The organism is Faecalibacterium hattorii (assembly GCF_003287455.1).
Lineage (GTDB): Bacteria > Bacillota > Clostridia > Oscillospirales > Ruminococcaceae > Faecalibacterium > Faecalibacterium hattorii.
This window is the reverse complement of record NZ_PRLC01000002.1, coordinates 194,336-214,541: the sequence shown is the minus strand read 5'-3', so window position 1 is coordinate 214,541 and position 20,206 is coordinate 194,336. Positions and strand designations below refer to the sequence as shown.

Here is a 20,206-nt window from a genome sequence, read left to right as displayed (position 1 = left end):
AAGGAGAAACCATTGAAACGAACCGAGATCGCGCCCGGCGTCCATCTGCTGTGGGACCCGGCGCCTAAATTCAACCGCTGCCGCATCAGCATCCACTTCGCCTTCCCGGCCAAGCGGGAGACGGCTACCGCCCACGCGCTGCTGCCCTTGGTGATGGAGCGCGGCTATGCGGACTGCCCCGACATGACCCAGATGACCAAAACGCTGGCCCGCCTCTATGGGGCGGATCTGACCGTGGACGCCCGGCCCTTCGGCGCGAACCATAACCTCTGTGTCAGCGCCACCGGCATCAAGGACCGCTTTGCGCTGGAAGGGGAACCGCTGACCCGCGAATACGCTGGACTGGCGCTGGGCACGGCCTTCCACCCCGCCTTTGTGGGCGGCGTTTTCGACCCGGAGGCGGTCGGCATCGAAAAGCAGATGCTCCGCAAAGCGCTGGAAGACGAAGTAAATGAAAAGCGCATCTACTGCCAGCGTCAGGCTAACCGGGAATTCTTCGGCGACAGCCCCGCCGGCATTCGGCAGGAGGGCTATCTGGAAGAGGTGGACGCCCTGACGCCGGAGGCCCTGACCGCTGCCTACCGGGAGATGCTGGAAACGGCGCAGATCGAGCTGCTGATCCTTGGCTGCGAAGAAGCGGAGACGGAGCAGGTCAAAGACGCATTGCTCCGGGAGCTTTCGGCGGTGGAACGCCGCCCGGCCCCCCTGTGCGGGAACATGGCAATGCCCCGGCGGGAACCAGCCCGGAAGGTGGAGTGCTTCGACACCGTACAGGCCAAGCTCTGTATGCTGTTCACCCTCGGTGAGCCGATGCGCCCCGACCAGATAGCAGCGGTCCGGCTTGCTATGGCCTTGTACGGCGGCAGCGTGACCAGCCGCCTCTTCCTCAACGTCCGGGAGCGGGATCACCTGTGCTACTACTGCGCGTCCAGCTTCCAGAGCTTCACGGGGAGCATGGCTGTCAACAGCGGCGTGGAGCACGCCGACGCGGCCCGCGCGGAAGCGGCCATCCTGAAGGAGCTGGACGACCTGCGCAACGGGCCCATCACCGACGAGGAACTGGAAGACTGCCGCCTGTCCCTGCTCAGCGGGATGGCGGGCATTGAGGACAGCCTTGGCGGCATCGAGACGTGGTATTATATGGAAGTGCTGCGGGGCAGCGGGCTGCAAACGCCCGACGAAGCCCGCGCCGCCCTGCGCGCCGTGACCAAAGAGGATGTTCGCGCCATTCTGCGGCAGCTGAGCCTGTCGGTCAGTTATCTGTTGACGAGAGAGGAGGGGACTGCCGATGTCTGAACTGCGCAGCCAAGCGCTTGCCGATGCCGCCGCGGATCAGTGGAAGATCCTGCCCTCCGGCCTGACCGTCCTTGTGCAGCCCATGCCGGGGTATTCCGGCACCCATGTCATCTATGCCACCCGCTTCGGCTCCATTGACCGGGACTTCCGGCTCAATGGGCGGGAGGTGCATCTGCCCGCAGGTGTGGCGCATTTTCTGGAACACAAGATGTTCGAGGATCAGGACGGCGACGCCTTTGCAAAGTTCGCGAAGACGGGGGCCAACGCCAACGCCTTTACCAGCTTTGACCGCACCTGTTACCTCTTCACCGCCACGCAGCAGCTGGACGAAAGCCTCGATGTGCTGCTGGGGATGGTGGGGCACCCCTACTTCACCGAGCAGACCATCGCCAAGGAGCAGGGCATCATCGGGCAGGAGATCAAGATGTACGACGACAGCGCCGACTGGCGGCTGATCACCGGCCTGTGTGAGTGCCTGTACCACAGCCACCCCATCCGCAGCGACATCGCGGGCACCTGCGAGAGCATTGCTGAGATCACCCCGAAGATGCTCTATGACTGCTGCGAGGCGTTCTATGCACCGGGAAATATGGTGCTGGCCGCAGCGGGCAATATCACCATGGAGCAGATCTTGGCCGCGTGCGAACGCCATGGCCTGATGGAACTCCGCCCCGAAGAGCGGGTGCAGCGGCTCTGGGCCGAGGAACCCATGACGCTGGCAGCAACGGAAAAACGGATCCGGATGCCGGTGTCAAAGCCCTGCTTTGGCCTCGGCTTCAAGGAAACGCCCCTCGCCCCGGATGATCTGCGCAGCGAGCTGCTGTACGACCTCATCCTTTGCTGCGTCTGCGGCGGGATGTCGCCGCTCTACCGCCGCCTGTACGACTCCGGCCTGACCAACCCCGGTTTCGGTGGGGAAGTGCTGCGGGTGGACGGCTGCTGCTGCATCCTCTTCACCGGCGAGAGTGACGAGCCCGACACGGTGAAACAAATGCTGCTGGGCGAGATCGAGCGGGTCCGGCGCGAGGGCATCGATCGGGAGGTCTTTACCCTCTGCAAGAACGAAAAGTACGGCCAACTGATCGAAAACCTCGAAAACGTGGAGGACTCGGCCAGCCAGATGGCGGACTTCGCCCTCTCCGGGCAGACGGTGGTGCAGCAGATCGAGGCACTTGCGGCCCTGACGGCGGACGACGCCGACGCAGCCCTGCAGCACATCTTACAGCCCGCCCGGATGGCGATGATGTACATCGAGCCGGACGGCACGGCGGACCTGCCCGAAGCAGATGACGAAGAGACGGAGGACGAAGAATGACGAATCTGGTACAATTTCCGGCGCTGGGCCTGAGTTTCACGCTGAACCGCGTGGCCTTTTCCATCGGCGGCATCAACATTTATTGGTATGGCGTCTGCATCGCCGTGGGCATGTGCCTTGCGCTGGTGTTTGCGTTCCGGCATGGCGTCGAGTTCGGCGTGGACGCCGACGCGATGGTGGATGTCATCCTCATCGGCGTGGTGATGGGCATCCTCTGCGCCCGGCTCTACTATGTGGCCTTGTCCCCCTACAATTACAGCAGCCTGTGGGACGTGCTGGCCATCCGGGACGGCGGCCTTGCCATCTACGGTGGCGTCATCGGCGGCTTTTTGTTCGGCGGCCTTGCCTGTAAATGGCGCAGGGTGCCGGTGCTGCCCATGTTCGACCTTGCGGCCATGGGCTTCCTCATCGGGCAGGGCTGCGGCCGCTGGGGCAACTTCTTCAATCAGGAGGCATTCGGCTGCAACACGACCCTGCCGTGGGGCATGTACAGCGAAGCGACCCGCGACTACCTGCTCAGCAGCGTGGTCACAGCCCCCAAGGGCGCCGTCATCGACCCGAACCTGCCGGTCCACCCTACGTTCTTATATGAGAGCATCTGGTGCTTCGTGGGCCTGTTCCTGCTGGTGAAGTATATCAAAAAGCGGAAGTTTGCGGGCGACATCGCCCTGCGCTACCTCATCTGGTATGGTGCGGGCCGGTTCTGGATCGAGGCCCTGCGCACGGACAGTCTGCTTCTGGTGCCCTCCATCGGGCTGCGGGTGTCGCAGGTGGTGGCGGCGGTGGCCGTGGTTGGCGGCATCATCGCAGAGGTCATCCTGACCAAGCGATACAAGGATGAGCCGCTCATGGTCAAGCTGGCCCTCAACAGCGAGGGCCGCACCCTCGCCGCCAAGGCGAAAAAGGCTGACCCCGCGTTCCGGCTGGAGGAAGAAGAACTTGTGGCCTCCTCGCCCCGGAAGCTCTTTGTGGAGCGGACCGAAGCCTATAATAAGCGGGTGAAGGAAGAGCTGAGCGCACAACAGCAGTAATAAAACGCTGATACAGAAAAAACAGAAGCTGCAGGGCGGAGAAGTCGGAAGGCAACTCTTGCCCTGTGGCTTTTTTTGATGTATAATAAAGCCACAAAAAGAGCCGCGAGATATCTGGGAGGGTGAATGTATGCAGATCATTCCGATGCGTGAACTAAAAAATACGGTGGAGATCGAGCGCCGCTGCGCCGAGGAGAATGGCCCGGTCTTTGTGACGAAAAACGGATACGGCCGCCTTGTGGTCATGGACATCGAGTACTACGAGCGCACCATGAAGGAGATGGAAGAGGCAAAACTCATCATGGAAGGGTTGAGAGATGTTGATGAGGGCCGCGTGGTGGATGGTCCGACGGCACTGGAAGAGATCAGGAGGGAATATGGACTGTGAATATCATTTCCAATTGACTGAACGTGCGCGGCGGGATGTGCGAGAAACGGTAAACTACATCCGAAATGAGCTTGATAATGAGAAGGCAGCAAAAACGCTGCTGGGCGACATCAACAAATGTATGGAAAAGGTCTGTGCTTTTCCTGCAAGTGGGGCATTGGTCGTGAATGATTTTCTCCCAAGGATGATAATCCGCAAGAAAGTCGTTGGAAATTATGTTCTATACTATATGGTGGAGAAGGAAAAGAAAATGATTTGGGTGCTCCGCATCGTCTATGGAGCCCGGAATATGGAAGCGGTGCTCAAAAATCTGAGCAATTGACGGCAGAGCTTGAAAAAACTTTGCCGCAATACGCAAAAACCCCTTGAAATCAGCTTGCTTTTCTGCTATACTATTCTAGCCGCTTGGTGTGGGCGCCGCAAATGGCCCCTGTAGGGGTCTGCCTTTACGACCAGCGAGTACAACGAAAAGGAATGAAACAAATGTACGCAATCATTGTTACCGGCGGTAAGCAGTACCGCGTGGAGCAGGGCGACATCGTCTACATCGAAAAGCTGGACGTTGAAGCTGACTCCGAAGTGAAGTTTGATCAGGTTCTCGCTATTGGCGAGGAGGGTTCGGTCAAGGTTGGCGCTCCTGTTGTTGAGGGCGCTTCCGTTTCTGCCAAGGTCATCAAGAATGGCAAGGGCAAGAAGCTGAACATCATCACCTATCGCGCAAAGAAGCACAGTGCTCGCCGCATGGGCCATCGTCAGCCCTATACCAAGGTTGAGATCACTGCGATCAACGGCTAAGGAGGAAAATTACAATGGCACATAAAAAGGGCGTAGGCAGCACCAAGAACGGCCGTGATTCCGCGGCTCAGCGTCTGGGCGCAAAGCGTGCAGATGGTCAGTTCGTTCTGGCCGGCAACATCCTCGTTCGTCAGCGTGGCACCCACATTCAGCCGGGTGAGAACGTTGGCAAGGGCAGCGATGATACCCTGTTTGCTCTGGTTGACGGCACTGTCCGTTTCGAGCGCGTGGGCAAGAGCGGCAAGAAGTGCAGCGTGAAGCAGTAACTTCTGCCTGAAAAACTGCAACCCAAAGAGCCGGACCCTCGTGGCCCGGCTCTTTTTGATGAAAGGAAGAAACCTCTCCGTCCATGCTTCGCATTGCCGGAGAGGTTGAATCGCTAAACATAGGAGGAGCTCTATGGCAGCACAAACCAACTTTATCGACATCGCAACCATCTGGCTCCATGCGGGCAAGGGCGGCGATGGCGCGGTGAGCTTTCACCGCGAGAAATTCGTGGCGGCGGGCGGCCCGGACGGCGGCGACGGCGGCCGCGGCGGCGACATCATCTTTGTGGTGGATGACCACCTGACCACCCTGATGGACTTCCGTTACAAGCGCAAGTATACCGCCGACGAAGGCGGCAAGGGCGGCGCAAGCCTCTGCCACGGCAAGAACGCCGAAAACCTCGTCATCAAGGTGCCGCTGGGCACCGTCATCAAGGACGCCGAGAGCGGTCTTGTCATTGCAGACCTGTCCGACCACACCCCCGTTACCGTGGCCAAGGGCGGCCGCGGCGGCTACGGCAATGCACACTTTGCCACGCCGACCCGCCAGATCCCCAAGTTCGCCAAGCCCGGTATGCCCGGCGAGGACATTCAGGTGACGCTGGAGCTGAAGCTGATCGCGGACGTGGGCCTGATCGGTTTCCCGAACGTGGGCAAGTCCACCCTTATCTCCACCATCAGCGCGGCCAAGCCCAAGATCGCGAACTACCACTTCACCACCCTCGTGCCCACGCTGGGCGTCGTGTCGGTGGGCGAAGGCGCCAGCTTCGTCTGCGCCGACATCCCCGGCCTGATCGAGGGTGCCAGCGAGGGCATCGGCCTTGGCCATGACTTCCTGCGCCATGTGGAACGCTGCCGCTTGCTGCTGCATGTGGTGGATGTCTCCGGCAGCGAGTGCCGCGACCCCATCGAGGACTTCGAGAAGATCAACGAGGAGCTGGCCAAGTTCAGCCCCGCGCTGGCTGAGCGTCCGCAGATCGTGGTGGGCAACAAGTGTGACCTTGCCACCGAGGAGCAGATCGAAAGCTTCCAGAATTATATCGAGGGCAAGGGTCTGACCTTCGTGCCCATCTCTGCCGCCACCATGCAGGGCGTGCGGGAGCTGCCGGGTCTGGTCTACAACCGCCTGAAGGATATCCCGGCCATCCCGGTCTTCGCTCCGGAGTACAAGAAGCCCGAACCCAAGGCCAACGACCGCGCCTTTACCATCAAGCGGATGGAAGCCCACGTCTGGAGCGTTGAGGCACCGTGGCTGGAGTATATCCTCGCGGGCAGCAATGTGGACGACTACGAGAGTCTGCAGTTCTTCCAGCGCCAGCTGGATGAAAGCGGCATCCTGACCGCTCTGGTGGACAAGGGCGTTCAGGAGAACGACACCATCCTCATCGGCGATTATCAGTTCGATTATATCTTCTAAGGGAGAAATACCATGCAGGAAGAAACCATCGACCCCCGCGAGCTCAACCCGCTGGCGCTGGCTTTTGTGGGCGACAGCGTGCTGGAACTGCTGGTACGCACCCGTTTGGCGCAGCATCATCGGCTCTCGGCCGGGAAGCTGAACACCGAAAAGGTCAAGTACGTCTCTGCGCGGGCACAGTTCCGCGAGGAGCAGCTGCTGGAACCCCTCTTCACCGAGGAGGAGCTGGCCGTTTTCAAGCGGGGCCGCAACGCCAGCAAGGCCAGCGTGTCGAAACATGCTTCCCCCGAAGAGTACCGCGCCTCCACCGGCTTCGAGTGCCTGTTGGGGTGGCTGTACCTCACCGGCCGGAAGGACCGTGTCGAGGAATTGTTCGACAAACTCTGGGAAGATTTTGACCCGAATCAGAAATAAAACACGCGAAAGCCCGCTGCTTTCCGCACTGGAAAACAGTGCAGGGAAGGCAGCGGGCTTTCTTAATGAGAGAGGTTACTTGTCTTCGTCATCGGCACCCTTGGTGTACTGGTTGGGGTGCTTGTGCTCGTTGGTGGCGCGGTTCTCCGTGCGGTTGTCGGTCCGATTCTCGGTGCGGTTCTGGCTCTGGTTTTTGCAGTTGTTGGTGCGGTTGCTGGAACGGTTTTCGGTACGGTCGGTCATCGTAATATCTCCTTTCGCGAGGGAGGTCGTGCCCCTCACACCCCTTAGTCTTGCCGCCGCGCGCGGCTTTATACATGGGAGGAACGTTCATGTCTACGGAATATTTTGAGCACCGGGAACGTGCGCTGCTGGGCGAGCGGTACGATGCACTGTACGCTGCCCCCAGCGAGAGCGCTGCCCGCGGCGTGACGGTCTCGGCCCTGCGCACCACGCCGGAGGCCTTTGCCGCACAGGCGGACTTCCCGGTGGAGCCGTCGCCCTTTTGCAGGGCGGGCTTTGTGGTGAAAGATGCGGCCTTCAAGCCGGGGCGGCACCCCTACCACCACGCGGGCGTCTTCTACTCGCAGGAGCCGTCGGCGTCCTCTGCTGCGCCGCTGCTGGGGGTCCGGCCGGGGATGCGGGTGCTGGACCTGTGCGCGGCTCCCGGCGGCAAAAGCAGCCAGCTTGCCGCTGCGCTGGGTGGGCAAGGGCTGCTGGTGAGCAACGAGTTCGTGGCCGCCCGCGCCGAGGTGCTCAAGAGCAATCTGGAACGGATGGGCGTGGCCAATGCGGTCGTCCTCAACGAGGATACGGGCCGCATTGCCGCCGCTCTGCCGGAATTTTTTGACCGCGTCCTTGTGGATGCTCCCTGTTCCGGCGAGGGGATGTTCCGCAAGGAAGCTGTGGCCGTCACCCAGCACTGCGAAGCGCTGGTGAAGCAGTGCGCCGAACTGGGCGCACAGATCCTCGACAACGCCGCCGCTCTCCTTGCGCCGGGCGGGGAGATGATCTATTCCACCTGTACCTTCGCTCCGGAAGAGGACGAGGGGCAGGTGGCGGCCTTCCTCGCACGGCATCCGGAGTTTGCGCTGGCCGATGTGTTCGGTCGTGTGGACTATAGCTTCGGCAGCGCGGGCGAAGCCAACCGCACCGGCGGTCTGCCGCTGGATGTGAGCAAGGTGCGCCGCATCTGGCCCTGTCAGGGCGGCGAGGGCCATTTCATTGCCCGGCTGGTCAAAGCGGGCACGCCGCGCACCCTGCCCGCGCCGGGGGAGTACACGCCCGAAGAGCAGCTCTGGCTGGCGGCAGCTGCGGAGCAGAGCAAAAAGCAGAAGCCGGGCAAGGGCAAGCCTGCCCGCGCGGAATCCAGAGATGCCCGTGCTTCCCGCCGGGAAAACGCCCGTGTCCTCCGCGAGGAAGTGCAGGGCAAGCGGGGCCGCCGGGCCGGTGACAGCGGGGCAGGGGAGAGCGCCTCTCCCGCCCAGAGCCTCGCCGCGTGGCACGAGTTTGCCGCCCGGTATTTCCCGGCGCTGGCCGACCGCCCCGCCGTCGTCCACGGCGGGGGTGTGCTGCTGCCGGTGCCCTTCCCTCAGACGGGGCTTCACGTCCTGCGGGCGGGCGTCTTCGTGGGCAGTGTGCAGAAGGGCCGCTTCATCCCCGAACACCACCTCTTCACGGCTTTCGGGGCCCGGTGCACGAACCGGGAGGAGCTGACCCTTGCCGACCCGCGGGTGACCGACTATCTGTCGGGCCGGGAGATGGCGGCCTCCACTGCGGCGGACGGCTGGTGCTGCGTTACGGTGGACGGCTACCCCCTCGGCGGCGGCAAAGTGTCCGCCGGGCGGGTCAAAAACCACTACCCCAAAGCCCTGCGGTTGCTGTAAAAGAGGCGTCAAACCCCGCTTTTTTGCTGGATTTCGTGCAGAATCCCCCGGATAAGGCTTGAACGCCGTTGGGGATTGTGCTACAATAATAGAGTTAGATTTTGTGTGCTGCCACAAGCGGGCGACCACAGCCCGTCTGCCCGCAGGCGGAGATTTTCGATAAACTTTAGGAGGTTCCCCATGTCTGGACATAGCAAATGGAACAACATCAAGCGTAAGAAGGAAAAGACCGATGGCGCCAAGGCAAAGGTCTTTACCAAGATCGGCCGCGAGATCAGCGTCGCCGTCCGTACCGGCGGCCCGAACCCGGCTTCCAACAGCAAGCTGGCTGACCTGATCGCCAAGGCAAAGCGCATGAGTGTGCCCAACGATAATATTCAGCGCATCATCAAGAAGGCTGAGGGCGGCGATAAGACCGAGTACGAGGCGATCACCTACGAAGGCTACGGTCCCGGCGGCGTTGCCGTCATGGTCGAGACCCTGACCGACAACCGCAACCGTACCGCTGCCGACCTGCGCCACTACTTCGACAAGAACGGCGGCAATCTGGGCGCTATGGGCTGCGTCTCCTTCCTGTTCAGCCAGAAGGGCGTCATCGACATCTCTCTGGAAGACAAGGATGCCGACGAGGCCATGATGGACGCTCTGGACGCCGGTGCGGAGGATTTCGATGCCGGTGAAGAGGCAGCGGAGATCACCACCGATCCGGACAACTACTCTGCTGTGGTCAAGGCCATGGAGGAGAAGGGCTACGAGATCCTGAGCGATGACCTCGCCATGGTCCCCATGACCACCACCCGCCTGACGGACCCCGATCAGCTCAAGCTCATGGGCAAGCTGCTCGACGCTCTGGAGGACAACGATGATGTCCAGAACGTCTGGCACTCTCTGGAGAACGAGGAAGACCTGCCGGAATGATCGGCGGAGACCGAATCTGAAAAATCACGAAGCCCTGCTGCTCCAACCGAGCTGCGGGGCTTTTGTTATGCCCGGAACTGTGCTATAATAAAAAAACAACACGACCACAAAAGGAGGTTTTCCCATGTCCATCATCTGCCCTTACTGCCTTTCGGAGCTGCACGAGCGCGCGGCGGCTTGCCCGCATTGCGGCGGGGTGTTCGCGGGGCGTAATCCGGCGGGCAGTCTGCCGGTGGGCACGGTGCTGGGCGGGCGGTATACCGTCGGCGAGATCGAACGGATCGACGGTGAGGGCATCCTGTACCGGGGCGCGGAGAACGTCGGGCGCTTCCGAGTGACCATCAAGGAGTATATGCCCCTGACGCTGGCGGCGGAGCGGGGGATGGACGCCACCCTGCGGCCCAAACTGGGCAGCGAGGTGCTGTTCAAGACCACCCGGATGGACTTTGCCGACCTTTACCGCTCCATCCAGCGCATCACCCCGGCCAACGGTTTGGAGGCGGTGCTGGACGTGTTCGAGGAAAACAACACCGTCTACGCCGTGATGGAGAACCCCGGCGGCGTGCCGCTGGGCCGCTGGCTGGATCAGCATCCCGGCCCGCTGCCGTCGGAGCAGGTCTGCGCCATGTTGCAGCCGGTGTTCGACGGCGTGGCCGCCATGCACCAAGTCGGCCTTGTGCACCGGGGCATCTGCCCGGAGAACATCCGGGTGCTGGAAAACGGCCGCGCCCGGCTGACCGGCTACGCGACGGTGGGGCTGCGCACGGCGGGCAGCGGCTTGCACGAGCAGCTGTACGAGGGTTACTCGGCCCCGGAGCAGTATTCCACCGCCGAGTTTGAGGGTCGCTACACCGATGAATACAGCCTTGCGGCGGTGGTCTACCGGATGGTCTGCGGCCAGAGTCCGGTCCCGGCGGCGCAGCGGCTGGTGTCGGACTCCAACCCCCGCGCCCGGACAGTGAACCCCGCCGTGCCGGAGTACTTTTCCGACGTGCTCTGGATGGGCCTGAAGCTGAAGCCGGTGGAGCGCATCCAGACCGTGCCCCAGCTCTTCAAGGCGCTGACCTCGCAGGAGTACACCGCCGAGCTGACCCGGAACCTGCCCCGCCCCGAATCCCGGTCCCTGACGCTGCCGGAGAACGACTCCAAGCAGCATCTGCTGGGTCTGCGCAATCTGCTGGCGGCAATTTTGATCCTGTTGGCGATTCTGATCCTGCTCATCGTGTGGGGGCTGGTGAATCAGGGGCTGCACACGTCGGAAGCGCCCTCCTCGTCGGTGCCGGAGCCGGAAAGCGTCGAGCTGGACGAGCCGGTGACCCTGACGCCCGACTTTGTGGGGATGGATTATGACACGCAGGTGCGCAACAATCACAAATACGTGGGCGATTACCTCTTCTATGTGACGCTGGAGTACAGCGACACGGTGGAGAAGGGCAAGATCATCCGCCAAGAACCGGCGGCGGGCGATGTGGTCGAAAAGGGCGGCACCATCAGCCTTGTGGTCAGCAAAGGCCCGCAGATGGTGGAGATGCCCGACGTCATCGGCTTCACGCAGGAGGGAGCCGTCAGCGAGCTGGAAGCCCGCGGCCTGATGCCGAGCTGCTTCATGGTGGTCAACGATGGTTCCTATGCGGCGGGCTGTGTCGTCTCGTGCAGCGCGGAAGCCGGAGCCGCCGTAGAGGTGGGCAGCGTCATCACCGTATATATCGCCGCCGACCCAAGCGTGGCGATCACCACCGAACCGCCCGCCGCCTCCGATTCCGGCAGCGGCGAAAGCGCTTCCTCTTCGGAGGAGACCGCGCCGGATGATACGGTGCATGATACGGACTAAGATTCATCGAGCGGCTGTTGCACAACTCCCTCAGTCACGGCTCCGCCGTGCCTGAAGGAGTCAGCAACAGCCCTCTTTTTTACGCCTTTTTGTTCAAACGGGACAACTAACATTCTATATTTTCGTGATAATTGCCGAAATTTTTAAAAAACCTTGATTATTTTAATCGGGGGGGGGGGTATAATGAACCAAAGACCCCGCAAAATTGAAGAACCGGCAAACCAGCCGAAAGGCTGCGACGCGAAGCTATAGGGCCTGTAAGATGGCAGCCAGTTGTATTTCATCCGCTCCCGCAGGAGCATCTTAAAGTGTCAACCAGAGCGTTGCATCCGCCAGACGGCAGGTGCGGCGCTTTTTGTTTTGCCGGGAAAAGTCTTTGGGAAAGTTTCTTTAGGAGGATGGTTATTATGAAATGTAAAAAGCTTGCATTGCGGGTCCTGTCCACAGCGGCAGTGCTCTCCATCGTCAGTTCCATCGCCGCCCCAGCCTTTGCGGATGTGTATGACCTGACCAAGGGCGATATCAGCGTTGGATTCAAAAACAATCAACAGACCGTGACACAGAAGGATGGTGATGGCAATTACGTTTCAGACGATAAGGGCGCAATCAATGATCGTCCGGATAACGACGTGGTAATTACCACCAAGGATGCCAAGACCAGTGAAGTGAAAACTGCGGACAATACCGTAAAGATTGATGCTGCTAAGGATTCCGAAGCAAACGTGACTCTGCGCGATACGAGCATTGATGTGTCTGGCAAAGAGAAAGCGGCAATCAGTATATCCGGCGACGGAAAAGTTAACCTTGAACTGGACGGTAAGAACACCGTTATCAGCGGCGATGGACACGCCGGCATTGAAAAGGGTGCTCCGGGAACTTTGACCATCAAGGACGAAAAGAATGATGATGGCACTCAAAAGACCGAAGATAAAAATGATACCGGTCACTTGACCGCAAACGGCGGTGAAGGTGGTGCTGGTATCGGTGGCAGCAAAGATAAGGCCCATACTAGAGGAGTTTCGATCACTGGCGGTGAGGTCACTGCGAATGGTGGCGAAGGTGGCGCTGGTATTGGTGGCGGTAAAAATGGCAGTTTGATCAATGCAGGTGGCGAGATTTCTGGCGGCAAGGTGACTGCAACTGGTGGCAAAGGAGCCGCTGGCATCGGCGGCGGCGAAGGCAGCTATGTGAACGGCCTTACCATTACAGGTGGTGAAGTGACTGCAAACGGCGGCGAAGGTGGCGCTGGTATTGGAAGCGGCAAAGGAAGCTGGTCGATTGATGTGAAAATCACCGGAGGTAAGGTAACTGCGACCGGTAATGGTGGCGGTGCCGGAATTGGTGGCGGTGACGGTAGTGCGGGCATGAAATTCCTTATTGATGGCAAAGATACCGTTGTAACTGCAATCGGTAATGGTGGTGGTGCTGGTATCGGCGGCGGCAACGGCAACTTCTCCGGTTCGTCCAACGCCAGCAGAATTACCGAAATCAAAAATGGCACAGTGACCGCGATTTCCAACGGCGGCGGTGCTGGCATTGGTGGTGGCAAGGGAAGCTATGCGAAAAATGACATCAAAATCACTGGCGGCACGGTAACAGCAGAGAGCCCGGATGGTGGCGCTGGTATCGGGAGCGGTAAGGATGGTTCTGAGAGTACCGCTGAGATCACGCTTGGTTCCGCAACGGATGCAAAAATTGATAGCGTGATTTCCTCGAATGATGGTTCCGCATATGCAAAAATCAAATACACGACCTCTACAGGAAATACCTACACTTCAACAGCACCCGCGGAGGAACACCGGGAAGAGCCTACCTGTGAAGCAAACGGAAAAATCTACTACACCATTACCTATATGAATGCAGAAGGGCAGACTGTGACCGAAAACTTCGATGGTGCCATTCTCACGGCAACGGGTCATAACTGGGTCGTCAATAAAGACGGCACGATGAAAGAGTGCAGTATCTGCCACAAGCAGGAAGTAATTACGCAGGAAAAATCCGACGAGACCCCCGACACCACGCCGAGCGGGGACTCCACCACCGAAACGGGCAGCACCGCAGGAGAGACCGCTTCCTATGCCCCCCTGCGGGTGGAGGGTGCCCCGGCCTATGAGCAGACCGTGAAGGACGGCCGCGTGCTGATCGCGGTCCCGGCCCAGAGCGCAAGCCTGACCGGCAGCCTGCACGCCCTGAAGGAGCTCAAGGCCAAGGGTGCCGAGGTGCTGGTGTTCCGCACTCAGCTTTGCGAGAGCACCGTCTCCATCGACACGCTGCTGGCGCAGGGCACCGATGCGACCATCTTCACCCTGACCCACACCGAAGGTGCCGCAAGCCTGACCGTGGGCGGCGCAGACCATACCGATCTGCTGAATAAATAAGCAGTCGGCAAACCGGCCGTTCGCATCGTTTCAATATCCCAAAAACAGCAGAAGCGGGAGCCTTTTAACGGGCTCCCGCTTCTGCTGTTTAGGATAGGAAAAGAGGATGGTAAGGTTGATGGCTCAGAGGTTCGTGTAGCCCATGAGGTAGCGGTCTACCTCGGCGGCACAGTCGCGGCCCTCCCGCAGACCCCAGACCACAAGGCTCTGGCCCCGGCGCATATCGCCGCAGGCAAAGACCTTCTGCACATTGGTGCGGAAGTGGTCGGTGTCCACACAGCCACGGCCCGTGAGCTGGACGCCAAAAGCATCGGCCACATAGGCTTCGCAGCCGACGAAGCCCGCCGCGATGAGGGCCAGCTGGCAGTCGTAGGTGAACTCCTCGCCGGTGGGCACCATGTTGGTGCGGCCGGTCTCCGGGTCGCGCTCCGGCTTCAGGTAGGAAATGACCGCGCCGGTCAGGTTTCCGGCATCGTCGGTCAAAAACTCTTTCACGGTGGTCTGGTACACGCGGGGGTCCTTGCCGAACTTGGCAAGGCTCTCGGTCTGGCCGTAGTCCACCTTGAGGACCTTCGGCCACTCCGGCCACGGGTTCGAGGCGGCGCGCTCCTTGGGCGGCTGGGGCATCATCTCCAGCGCCACAAGGTCGGTGCAGCCCTGCCGCAGGGCGGTGCCTTGGCAGTCGTTGCCGGTGTCGCCGCCGCCGATGACGAGGACATTCTTGCCCGCCGCGCTCAGAGCCCTGCCGTCGGCGAACTGGCTGTCCAGCAAGCTCTTGGTCACGCTGGTCAGGTAGTCCACGGCGAAGTGGACGCCCTTGGCGTCCCGGCCGGGAACATTCAGGTCGCGGGCCTTTTTCGCGCCGCAGCAGAGCACCACGGCATCGTAGCTGTTCAGGATGTCCTCTGCGGCCACGGCCCCGCCGATGTCCATGTTGGTGCGGAACTCCACGCCCTCGGTCTGCATGATCTTGATGCGGCGCTCGATGACGGATTTGTCCAGCTTCATGTTGGGGATGCCGTACATCAGCAAGCCGCCCACCCGGTCGGCCCGCTCGAAAACGGTGACAGCGTGGCCCCGGATGTTGAGGTATTCGGCCACGGAAAGGCCGGCCGGGCCGCTGCCGATGACGGCGACGCTTTTGCCGGTGCGGGCGGGGGGCGGGGCGGCGTGGAGCCAGCCCTTTGCGTAGCCCGTTTCCACGATGGCGTGTTCGTTCTCGCGGACGGTGACGCTGCTGCCGGTCACGTCGCCGCAGGTGCACGCCGCCTCACACAGGGCGGGGCAGACCCGGCTCGTGAACTCCGGGAAGCGGTTGGTGGCACGCAGCCGGTGGAGTGCCAGCTCCCATTTGCCCTGATAGATCAGGTCGTTCCACTCCGGGATCAGGTTGTTCAGCGGGCAGCCGGAGGCCATGCCGCCGATCATCATGCCCGCCTGACAGAAGGGAACGCCGCAGTCCATGCAGCGGGCCGCCTGTGTCTGCTGCTCCTCGCGGGAGAGCCAGATGTGAAATTCGTTGAAGTTTTCGATGCGCTCCAGCGGCGGAACATCGCTGCTGGTCTTGCGCGTATAATCCATAAATCCAGTGGTCTTGCCCATGATGTTCCCCTCCTTACTTCTTCTTCTGCACAGCGTAGAATGCTTCGATCTGTGCCTGTTCGCCGTCGAGGCCGCGCTCCTCCATGGAGGCGATCACCCGCAGCATCCGGTCGTAGTCGTAGGGAAGGACCTTCTTGAACTTGGGCAGATAGTCGCTGAAATGCTCCAAGATCTCCTTGCCGCGAGGGGAGCCGGTGGCTTCCACGTGCTCGCGGATGAGTTCTTTCAGGGTGGCAACGTCGTATTTGTGCTCCACGGGTTCGAGGCTGACGGTCTCTTTGTTCACCCGCTGGTAGAAATCCCAGTTCTCGTCCAGCACGTAGGCGATGCCGCCGGTCATACCGGCTGCAAAGTTCTTGCCCGTCTGGCCGAGGACGACGACAGTGCCGCCGGTCATATACTCGCAGCCGTGGTCGCCCACGCCCTCGACAACGGCGGTGGCGCCGGAGTTGCGGACGCAGAAGCGCTCGCCGGCCACGCCGCAGACAAAGGCCTTGCCGCTGGTGGCACCGTACAGGGCCACGTTGCCGGTGATGATGTTCTCTTCGGGTTTGTAGAGGATGCCCTCCGGCGGGCGGACGATGATCTTGCCGCCGGAAAGGCCCTTGCCCATGTAGTCGTTGCAGTCGCCGGTCAGCATCAGGGTCAGGCCGTGGGGGATGAACGCACCGAAGCTCTGGCCGCCCGCACCGCTGCAGTTGGCAGTGTAGACATCATCGGGCAGGGAATCGCCGTATTTGCGGGTGATCTCGCTGCCGAAGATGGCACCGAAGGCGCGGTCGGTGTTGGAGACGTCCAGCGTCACGCTCTGGGGCGTTTTGCTGTTCAGCTTGAACTTCTTCATCAGCACCTTCATGTCGAGGGTGTTTTCGAGGTGGAAGTCGTAGGTGTCGGCGGGCACAAAGTGGATGTTGCTGTTGGGGATGGCGGGGTTGTGCAGGATGCAGTCGAGGTTCATCTTGGCCGTGCGGCTGCCGGGGGTGCTGGGCTTGACATGGAGCAGGTCGGTGCGGCCCACCAGTTCGTCGATGGTGCGGACGCCGAGTTTCGCCATATACTCCCGCAGCTCCTGTGCCACGAAGGTCAGGTAGTTGATGATGTATTCCGGCTTGCCCTTGAAGCGCTTGCGCAGCTCCGGGTTCTGGGTGCAGATGCCCATGGGGCAGGTGTCGAGGTTGCAGACCCGCATCATGACGCAGCCTTCGCACATCAGCAGGGAAGTGCCGAAGCCGAATTCCTCCGCGCCCAGCATACAGCTGATGGCCACATCGCGACCGGAGAGCAGCTTCGAGTCGCTCTCGATGCGGACGCGGCTGCGCAGACCGTTCAGGATCAGGGTCTGGTGGGTCTCGGCGATGCCCAGCTCCCACGGCAGACCGGCGTTCTTGATGGAGGTGCGGGGTGCCGCGCCGGTGCCGCCGTCGTAGCCGGAAACGAGGATGACCTGTGCGCCGCCCTTGGCAACACCGGCGGCAATGGTGCCGACACCGGCCTCGCTGACCAGCTTCACGTTGATGTTGGCGTGGCGGTTGGCGTTCTTCAGGTCATAGATGAGCTCGGCCAAGTCCTCGATGGAGTAGATGTCGTGGTGGGGCGGGGGAGAGATCAGGCCCACACCGGTGGTGCTGTGGCGGGTCTTTGCGATCCACGGGTACACCTTGGCGCCGGGCAGGTTGCCGCCCTCACCGGGCTTTGCGCCCTGCGCCAGCTTGATCTGGATCTCCTCGGCGGAGACGAGATACTTGCTGGTGACGCCGAAGCGGGCGGAGGCCACCTGCTTGATCTTGGAATTGCTCTCGCTGTGGTAGCGCTCTTCGGGTTCGCCGCCCTCGCCGGTGTTGCTTCGGCCGCCCAGACGGTTTAGTGCGATGGCGATGGTCTCGTGGGCCTCGCTGCTCAGCGCGCCGTAGCTCATGGCTGCGGCCTTGAACCGCTTGACGATGGCCGACACCGGCTCGACCTCCTCGATGGGGATGCCGCCGTTGGGATCATAGTTGAAGTCCAGCAGACTGCGCAGATGCACGCCCTCCTCGCCCATGTTGTCCACGGTGCGGGTGAAGTCCTTGAAGGCTTTGTAGTCGCCCGTGAAGCACGCTTTCTGGAACAGGTGGATGGTCTGGGGGTTGAACAGGTGCTCTTCTTTGCCGCTGCGGAACTTGTGGGCACCGCCGTCGGAAAGCTCCATGTTGATATCCAGACCCAGCGGGTCGAAGGCCGCGTTGTGCTGCGCCTCGACGTCGGCCTGAATGTCCTCAAGGTCGATGCCGCCCACCCGGCTGACCGTGCCGGTGAAGTACTTGTCGATGACTTCCTTCGAGATGCCGACAGCCTCGAAGATCTGGCTGCTCTGGTAGCTCTGGATCGTGGAGATGCCCATCTTGGAGGCGATCTTCACGATGCCGTTGAGGATGGCCTTGTTGTAGTCGTCCACGGCGGCGTAGTAGTCCTTATCCAGCAGACCCTGATCGATGAGCTGGCCGATGGTCTCATGGGCCAGATAGGGGTTGACGGCACAGGCACCATAGCCCAGCAGGGTGGCGAAGTGGTGCACCTCGTGGGGTTCGGCGCTTTCCAGAATGAGGGCCAGCGCGGTGCTTTTCTTGGTGCGGATGAGGTACTGGGACACTGCGGACACCGCCAGCAGACTGGGGATGGCGACATGGTACTCGTCGATGTCGCGGTCGGACAGGATGATGATGTTTGCCCCGTCCTTGTAGGCGCGGTCCACTTCGAGGAAGACGCGGTCGATGGCCTTTTCGAGGCTGGTGTTCTTATAGTAGTTGATGGAAACGGTCGCGACCTTGAAGCCCGGCACATTCATGTGCTTGATCTTGAGCAGATCGGTGGAGGTCAGGATCGGGTTGTGGACCTTGAGCACCTTGCAGTTCTCGGGCTTGTCCTCCAGCAGGTTGCCGTGGGCACCCACATAGACGCTGGTGGAGGTGACGACCTTCTCGCGGATGGCGTCGATGGGGGGATTCGTCACCTGCGCGAACCGCTGCTTGAAGTAGTTGAACAGCGGCGGGTGCTGGCCGCTCAGGACCGCCAGCGGGGTGTCGGTGCCCATGGCGCCGGAAGGCTCCGCACCAAGCCGGGCCATGGGCAGGATGAGCTCCTTGACCTCTTCGTATTTGTAGCCGAACACCTTCTGCAGCCGGGTCAGCTCATCGCCGGTGTAGTTCGGCACCTTGATGTTCGGGATCTTCAGGTCTTTCAACTGGACGAGGTTCCGGTCGATCCACTCGCCGTAGGGTTCGCGGCTGGCGTAGTATTCCTTCAGGTTTTCGTCGTCCACCACTTCGCCCTTGACGGTATCCACCAGCAGCATCTTGCCGGGGCGGAGCCGATCCTTGACCTCGATCTCCGCGGGGTCACAGGGCAGCACGCCTACCTCGGAGGAGAGGATCATCCGGCCGTCCTTGGTGATGTAGTAGCGGCTGGGGCGCAGACCGTTGCGGTCCAGCACCGCGCCCACCACGTCGCCGTCGGAGAAGAGGATGGCCGCCGGGCCGTCCCAAGGCTCCAGCATGGTGGCGTAATACTGGTAGAAATCCCGCTTTTTCTGGCTGATGTGCTTGTTGTTCTCCCAAGGCTCCGGGATGGTGATCATGACGGCCAGCGGCAGGTCCATGCCGTTCATCACCATGAACTCCAAGGCGTTATCCAGCATGGCGGAGTCGGAGCCGGAGGTGTTGATGATGGGCAGGATCTTGTTCATGTCGTCCTGCATGATGGGGCTGGAGATGGACTCCTCGCGGGCCAGCATGGCGTCCGTATTGCCCTTGATGGTGTTGATCTCGCCGTTGTGCAGGATGAAGCGGTTGGGGTGGGCGCGCATCCAACTGGGGTTGGTGTTGGTCGAAAAACGGCTGTGCACCATGCCGATGGCGGATTCGTAGTCCTCGTCCTGCAAGTCGAGGTAGAACAGGCGCAGGTCGTGGACGAGGAACATCCCCTTGTACACGATGGTGCGGCTGGACAGGCTGGGCACATAGGTGCCGTTGCTGGCTTGTTCGAACACCCGGCGGATGATATAGAGCTTGCGGTCAAAGTCGATGCCCTTGCTCACCTTGGCGGGCTTTTTGATGAAGCACTGCCAGATGGAGGGCATACAGTCGCGGGCTTTCTGGCCCACGGCGTCGGGGTTGACGGGCACCTCGCGCCATGCGAGGAACTCCAGCCCTTCCTTGCGGGTGACCAGCTCGAACAGCTTCATAGCCTGTGCCCGCAGATGCTCGTTCTGGGGGAAGAAGAACATGCCCACACCGTATTCGCGTTCGTTGCCCAAGGAGATGTTCATCTCGTCGGCGACTTTGGAGAAGAACTTGTGGCTGATCTGTAACATGATGCCTACGCCGTCGCCGGTCTTGCCCTCAGCGTCCTTGCCGGCGCGGTGCTCCAGACGCTCCACGATGGAGAGCGCATCGCTGACGGTCTGGTGGCTTTTGCGGCCCTTGATATCCACCACCGCGCCGATGCCGCAGGCGTCGTGCTCGAACTGGGGATCATACAGGCCGAGAGGCGTGGCGTTTTCCGTAAATTTTTCCATTGCCATTCCCATCCTTGTTCTCTAAAATGAAAATCCTTCGGCTGCGGCACCTTCCGCAGCGCATCCTCAAAACACGGAAAAACAAAAAAGACGCCCCAGATGGGCAGACTCTGCCCATCT

At 61.1% G+C, this 20,206-nt stretch carries 16 protein-coding genes and 1 riboswitch; of the genes, 13 read left to right on the top strand and 3 right to left on the bottom strand.

What is annotated here, in order from left to right:
• The first annotated feature begins 12 nt into the window (after window positions 1-12).
• The 9 genes from C4N23_RS02415 (at window position 13) to C4N23_RS02375 (ending at window position 6,922) form a co-directional block, all read left to right on the top strand.
• On the top strand, window positions 13-1,296 hold the full coding sequence (locus C4N23_RS02415) for a M16 family metallopeptidase (RefSeq protein WP_112143774.1): 1,284 nt from the start codon (window positions 13-15) through the stop codon (window positions 1,294-1,296).
• A complete protein-coding gene (gene yfmH / locus C4N23_RS02410; protein ID WP_112143772.1) occupies window positions 1,289-2,611 on the top strand; it encodes an EF-P 5-aminopentanol modification-associated protein YfmH in 1,323 nt (440 codons plus the stop codon). The genes C4N23_RS02415 and yfmH overlap by 8 nt, the downstream gene beginning before the upstream one ends.
• Window positions 2,608-3,642 carry a prolipoprotein diacylglyceryl transferase gene (lgt, locus tag C4N23_RS02405; RefSeq protein WP_112143770.1) on the top strand — a complete coding sequence of 345 codons (1,035 nt, stop codon included), beginning with the start codon at window positions 2,608-2,610 and terminating at the stop codon, window positions 3,640-3,642. The genes yfmH and lgt overlap by 4 nt, the downstream gene beginning before the upstream one ends.
• A gap of 130 nt (window positions 3,643-3,772) precedes the next feature.
• Window positions 3,773-4,030, top strand: a complete 258-nt coding sequence (locus C4N23_RS02400; protein WP_055187695.1) for a type II toxin-antitoxin system prevent-host-death family antitoxin — start codon at window positions 3,773-3,775, stop codon at window positions 4,028-4,030.
• The gene (locus C4N23_RS02395; RefSeq protein WP_179858904.1) at window positions 4,020-4,352 is read left to right on the top strand and encodes a type II toxin-antitoxin system RelE/ParE family toxin; all 333 of its coding nucleotides are present in this window, start codon (window positions 4,020-4,022) and stop codon (window positions 4,350-4,352) included. Before C4N23_RS02400 ends, C4N23_RS02395 begins: the two co-directional genes overlap by 11 nt.
• 161 nt (window positions 4,353-4,513) lie before the next feature.
• Window positions 4,514-4,825: a 50S ribosomal protein L21 gene (gene rplU / locus C4N23_RS02390; RefSeq protein WP_035394408.1), complete on the top strand. Its 312-nt coding sequence runs from the start codon at window positions 4,514-4,516 to the stop codon at window positions 4,823-4,825.
• 14 nt (window positions 4,826-4,839) lie between these two features.
• Complete coding sequence (gene rpmA, locus C4N23_RS02385) at window positions 4,840-5,091, top strand: 50S ribosomal protein L27 (protein ID WP_055187699.1); 252 nt, start codon at window positions 4,840-4,842, stop codon at window positions 5,089-5,091.
• A gap of 133 nt (window positions 5,092-5,224) precedes the next feature.
• Complete coding sequence (gene obgE, locus C4N23_RS02380) at window positions 5,225-6,508, top strand: GTPase ObgE (protein ID WP_112143768.1); 1,284 nt, start codon at window positions 5,225-5,227, stop codon at window positions 6,506-6,508.
• A gap of 12 nt (window positions 6,509-6,520) precedes the next feature.
• Window positions 6,521-6,922 carry a Mini-ribonuclease 3 gene (locus tag C4N23_RS02375; protein ID WP_055187702.1) on the top strand — a complete coding sequence of 134 codons (402 nt, stop codon included), beginning with the start codon at window positions 6,521-6,523 and terminating at the stop codon, window positions 6,920-6,922.
• Window positions 6,923-6,997: 75 nt separating this feature from the next.
• Here the strand turns inward: C4N23_RS02375 and C4N23_RS13940 are convergent, their stop codons facing one another.
• Window positions 6,998-7,165, bottom strand: a complete 168-nt coding sequence (locus tag C4N23_RS13940) for a hypothetical protein (protein WP_181567059.1) — start codon at window positions 7,163-7,165, stop codon at window positions 6,998-7,000.
• Window positions 7,166-7,254: 89 nt separating this feature from the next.
• Here C4N23_RS13940 and C4N23_RS02370 point away from each other — a divergent pair, with 89 nt between their 5' ends.
• The 4 genes from C4N23_RS02370 (at window position 7,255) to C4N23_RS02355 (ending at window position 13,935) form a co-directional block, all read left to right on the top strand.
• Window positions 7,255-8,808 carry an RsmB/NOP family class I SAM-dependent RNA methyltransferase gene (locus tag C4N23_RS02370; protein ID WP_112143766.1) on the top strand — a complete coding sequence of 518 codons (1,554 nt, stop codon included), beginning with the start codon at window positions 7,255-7,257 and terminating at the stop codon, window positions 8,806-8,808.
• A 180-nt stretch (window positions 8,809-8,988) separates the two neighbouring features.
• Complete coding sequence (locus C4N23_RS02365; protein WP_055187708.1) at window positions 8,989-9,726, top strand: YebC/PmpR family DNA-binding transcriptional regulator; 738 nt, start codon at window positions 8,989-8,991, stop codon at window positions 9,724-9,726.
• Between the two features lie 124 nt (window positions 9,727-9,850).
• Complete coding sequence (locus C4N23_RS02360; RefSeq protein ID WP_112143764.1) at window positions 9,851-11,557, top strand: PASTA domain-containing protein; 1,707 nt, start codon at window positions 9,851-9,853, stop codon at window positions 11,555-11,557.
• 205 nt (window positions 11,558-11,762) lie between these two features.
• Window positions 11,763-11,838, top strand: a riboswitch (cyclic di-GMP riboswitch).
• A 126-nt stretch (window positions 11,839-11,964) separates the two neighbouring features.
• Window positions 11,965-13,935: a hypothetical protein gene (locus C4N23_RS02355; RefSeq protein WP_112143762.1), complete on the top strand. Its 1,971-nt coding sequence runs from the start codon at window positions 11,965-11,967 to the stop codon at window positions 13,933-13,935.
• Between the two features lie 123 nt (window positions 13,936-14,058).
• On the opposite strand, the gene C4N23_RS02350 is transcribed toward C4N23_RS02355, so the two are convergent.
• Both C4N23_RS02350 and gltB read right to left on the bottom strand, forming a co-directional pair.
• Complete coding sequence (locus C4N23_RS02350) at window positions 14,059-15,537, bottom strand: glutamate synthase subunit beta (protein ID WP_112143760.1); 1,479 nt, start codon at window positions 15,535-15,537, stop codon at window positions 14,059-14,061.
• 13 nt (window positions 15,538-15,550) lie between these two features.
• Complete coding sequence (gene gltB / locus C4N23_RS02345; RefSeq protein ID WP_097838818.1) at window positions 15,551-20,086, bottom strand: glutamate synthase large subunit; 4,536 nt, start codon at window positions 20,084-20,086, stop codon at window positions 15,551-15,553.
• Between the last annotated feature and the right edge of the window lie 120 nt (window positions 20,087-20,206).

Excerpts from the sequence above, each read along its gene's own strand:
- rplU (WP_035394408.1), top strand. The coding sequence starts at position 4,514 with ATGTACGCAATCATTGTTACCGGCGGTAAGCAGTACCGCGTGGAGCAG.
- lgt (WP_112143770.1), top strand. The coding sequence starts at position 2,608 with ATGACGAATCTGGTACAATTTCCGGCGCTGGGCCTGAGTTTCACGCTG.
- C4N23_RS02400 (WP_055187695.1), top strand. The coding sequence starts at position 3,773 with ATGCAGATCATTCCGATGCGTGAACTAAAAAATACGGTGGAGATCGAG.
- C4N23_RS02375 (WP_055187702.1), top strand. The coding sequence starts at position 6,521 with ATGCAGGAAGAAACCATCGACCCCCGCGAGCTCAACCCGCTGGCGCTG.
- C4N23_RS02350 (WP_112143760.1), bottom strand. The coding sequence starts at position 15,537 with ATGGGCAAGACCACTGGATTTATGGATTATACGCGCAAGACCAGCAGC.
- gltB (WP_097838818.1), bottom strand. The coding sequence starts at position 20,086 with ATGGAAAAATTTACGGAAAACGCCACGCCTCTCGGCCTGTATGATCCC.
- C4N23_RS02395 (WP_179858904.1), top strand. The coding sequence starts at position 4,020 with ATGGACTGTGAATATCATTTCCAATTGACTGAACGTGCGCGGCGGGAT.
- C4N23_RS02360 (WP_112143764.1), top strand. The coding sequence starts at position 9,851 with ATGTCCATCATCTGCCCTTACTGCCTTTCGGAGCTGCACGAGCGCGCG.
- rpmA (WP_055187699.1), top strand. The coding sequence starts at position 4,840 with ATGGCACATAAAAAGGGCGTAGGCAGCACCAAGAACGGCCGTGATTCC.
- C4N23_RS02355 (WP_112143762.1), top strand. The coding sequence starts at position 11,965 with ATGAAATGTAAAAAGCTTGCATTGCGGGTCCTGTCCACAGCGGCAGTG.
- C4N23_RS13940 (WP_181567059.1), bottom strand. The coding sequence starts at position 7,165 with ATGACCGACCGTACCGAAAACCGTTCCAGCAACCGCACCAACAACTGC.
- C4N23_RS02365 (WP_055187708.1), top strand. The coding sequence starts at position 8,989 with ATGTCTGGACATAGCAAATGGAACAACATCAAGCGTAAGAAGGAAAAG.
- obgE (WP_112143768.1), top strand. The coding sequence starts at position 5,225 with ATGGCAGCACAAACCAACTTTATCGACATCGCAACCATCTGGCTCCAT.
- yfmH (WP_112143772.1), top strand. The coding sequence starts at position 1,289 with ATGTCTGAACTGCGCAGCCAAGCGCTTGCCGATGCCGCCGCGGATCAG.
- C4N23_RS02370 (WP_112143766.1), top strand. The coding sequence starts at position 7,255 with ATGTCTACGGAATATTTTGAGCACCGGGAACGTGCGCTGCTGGGCGAG.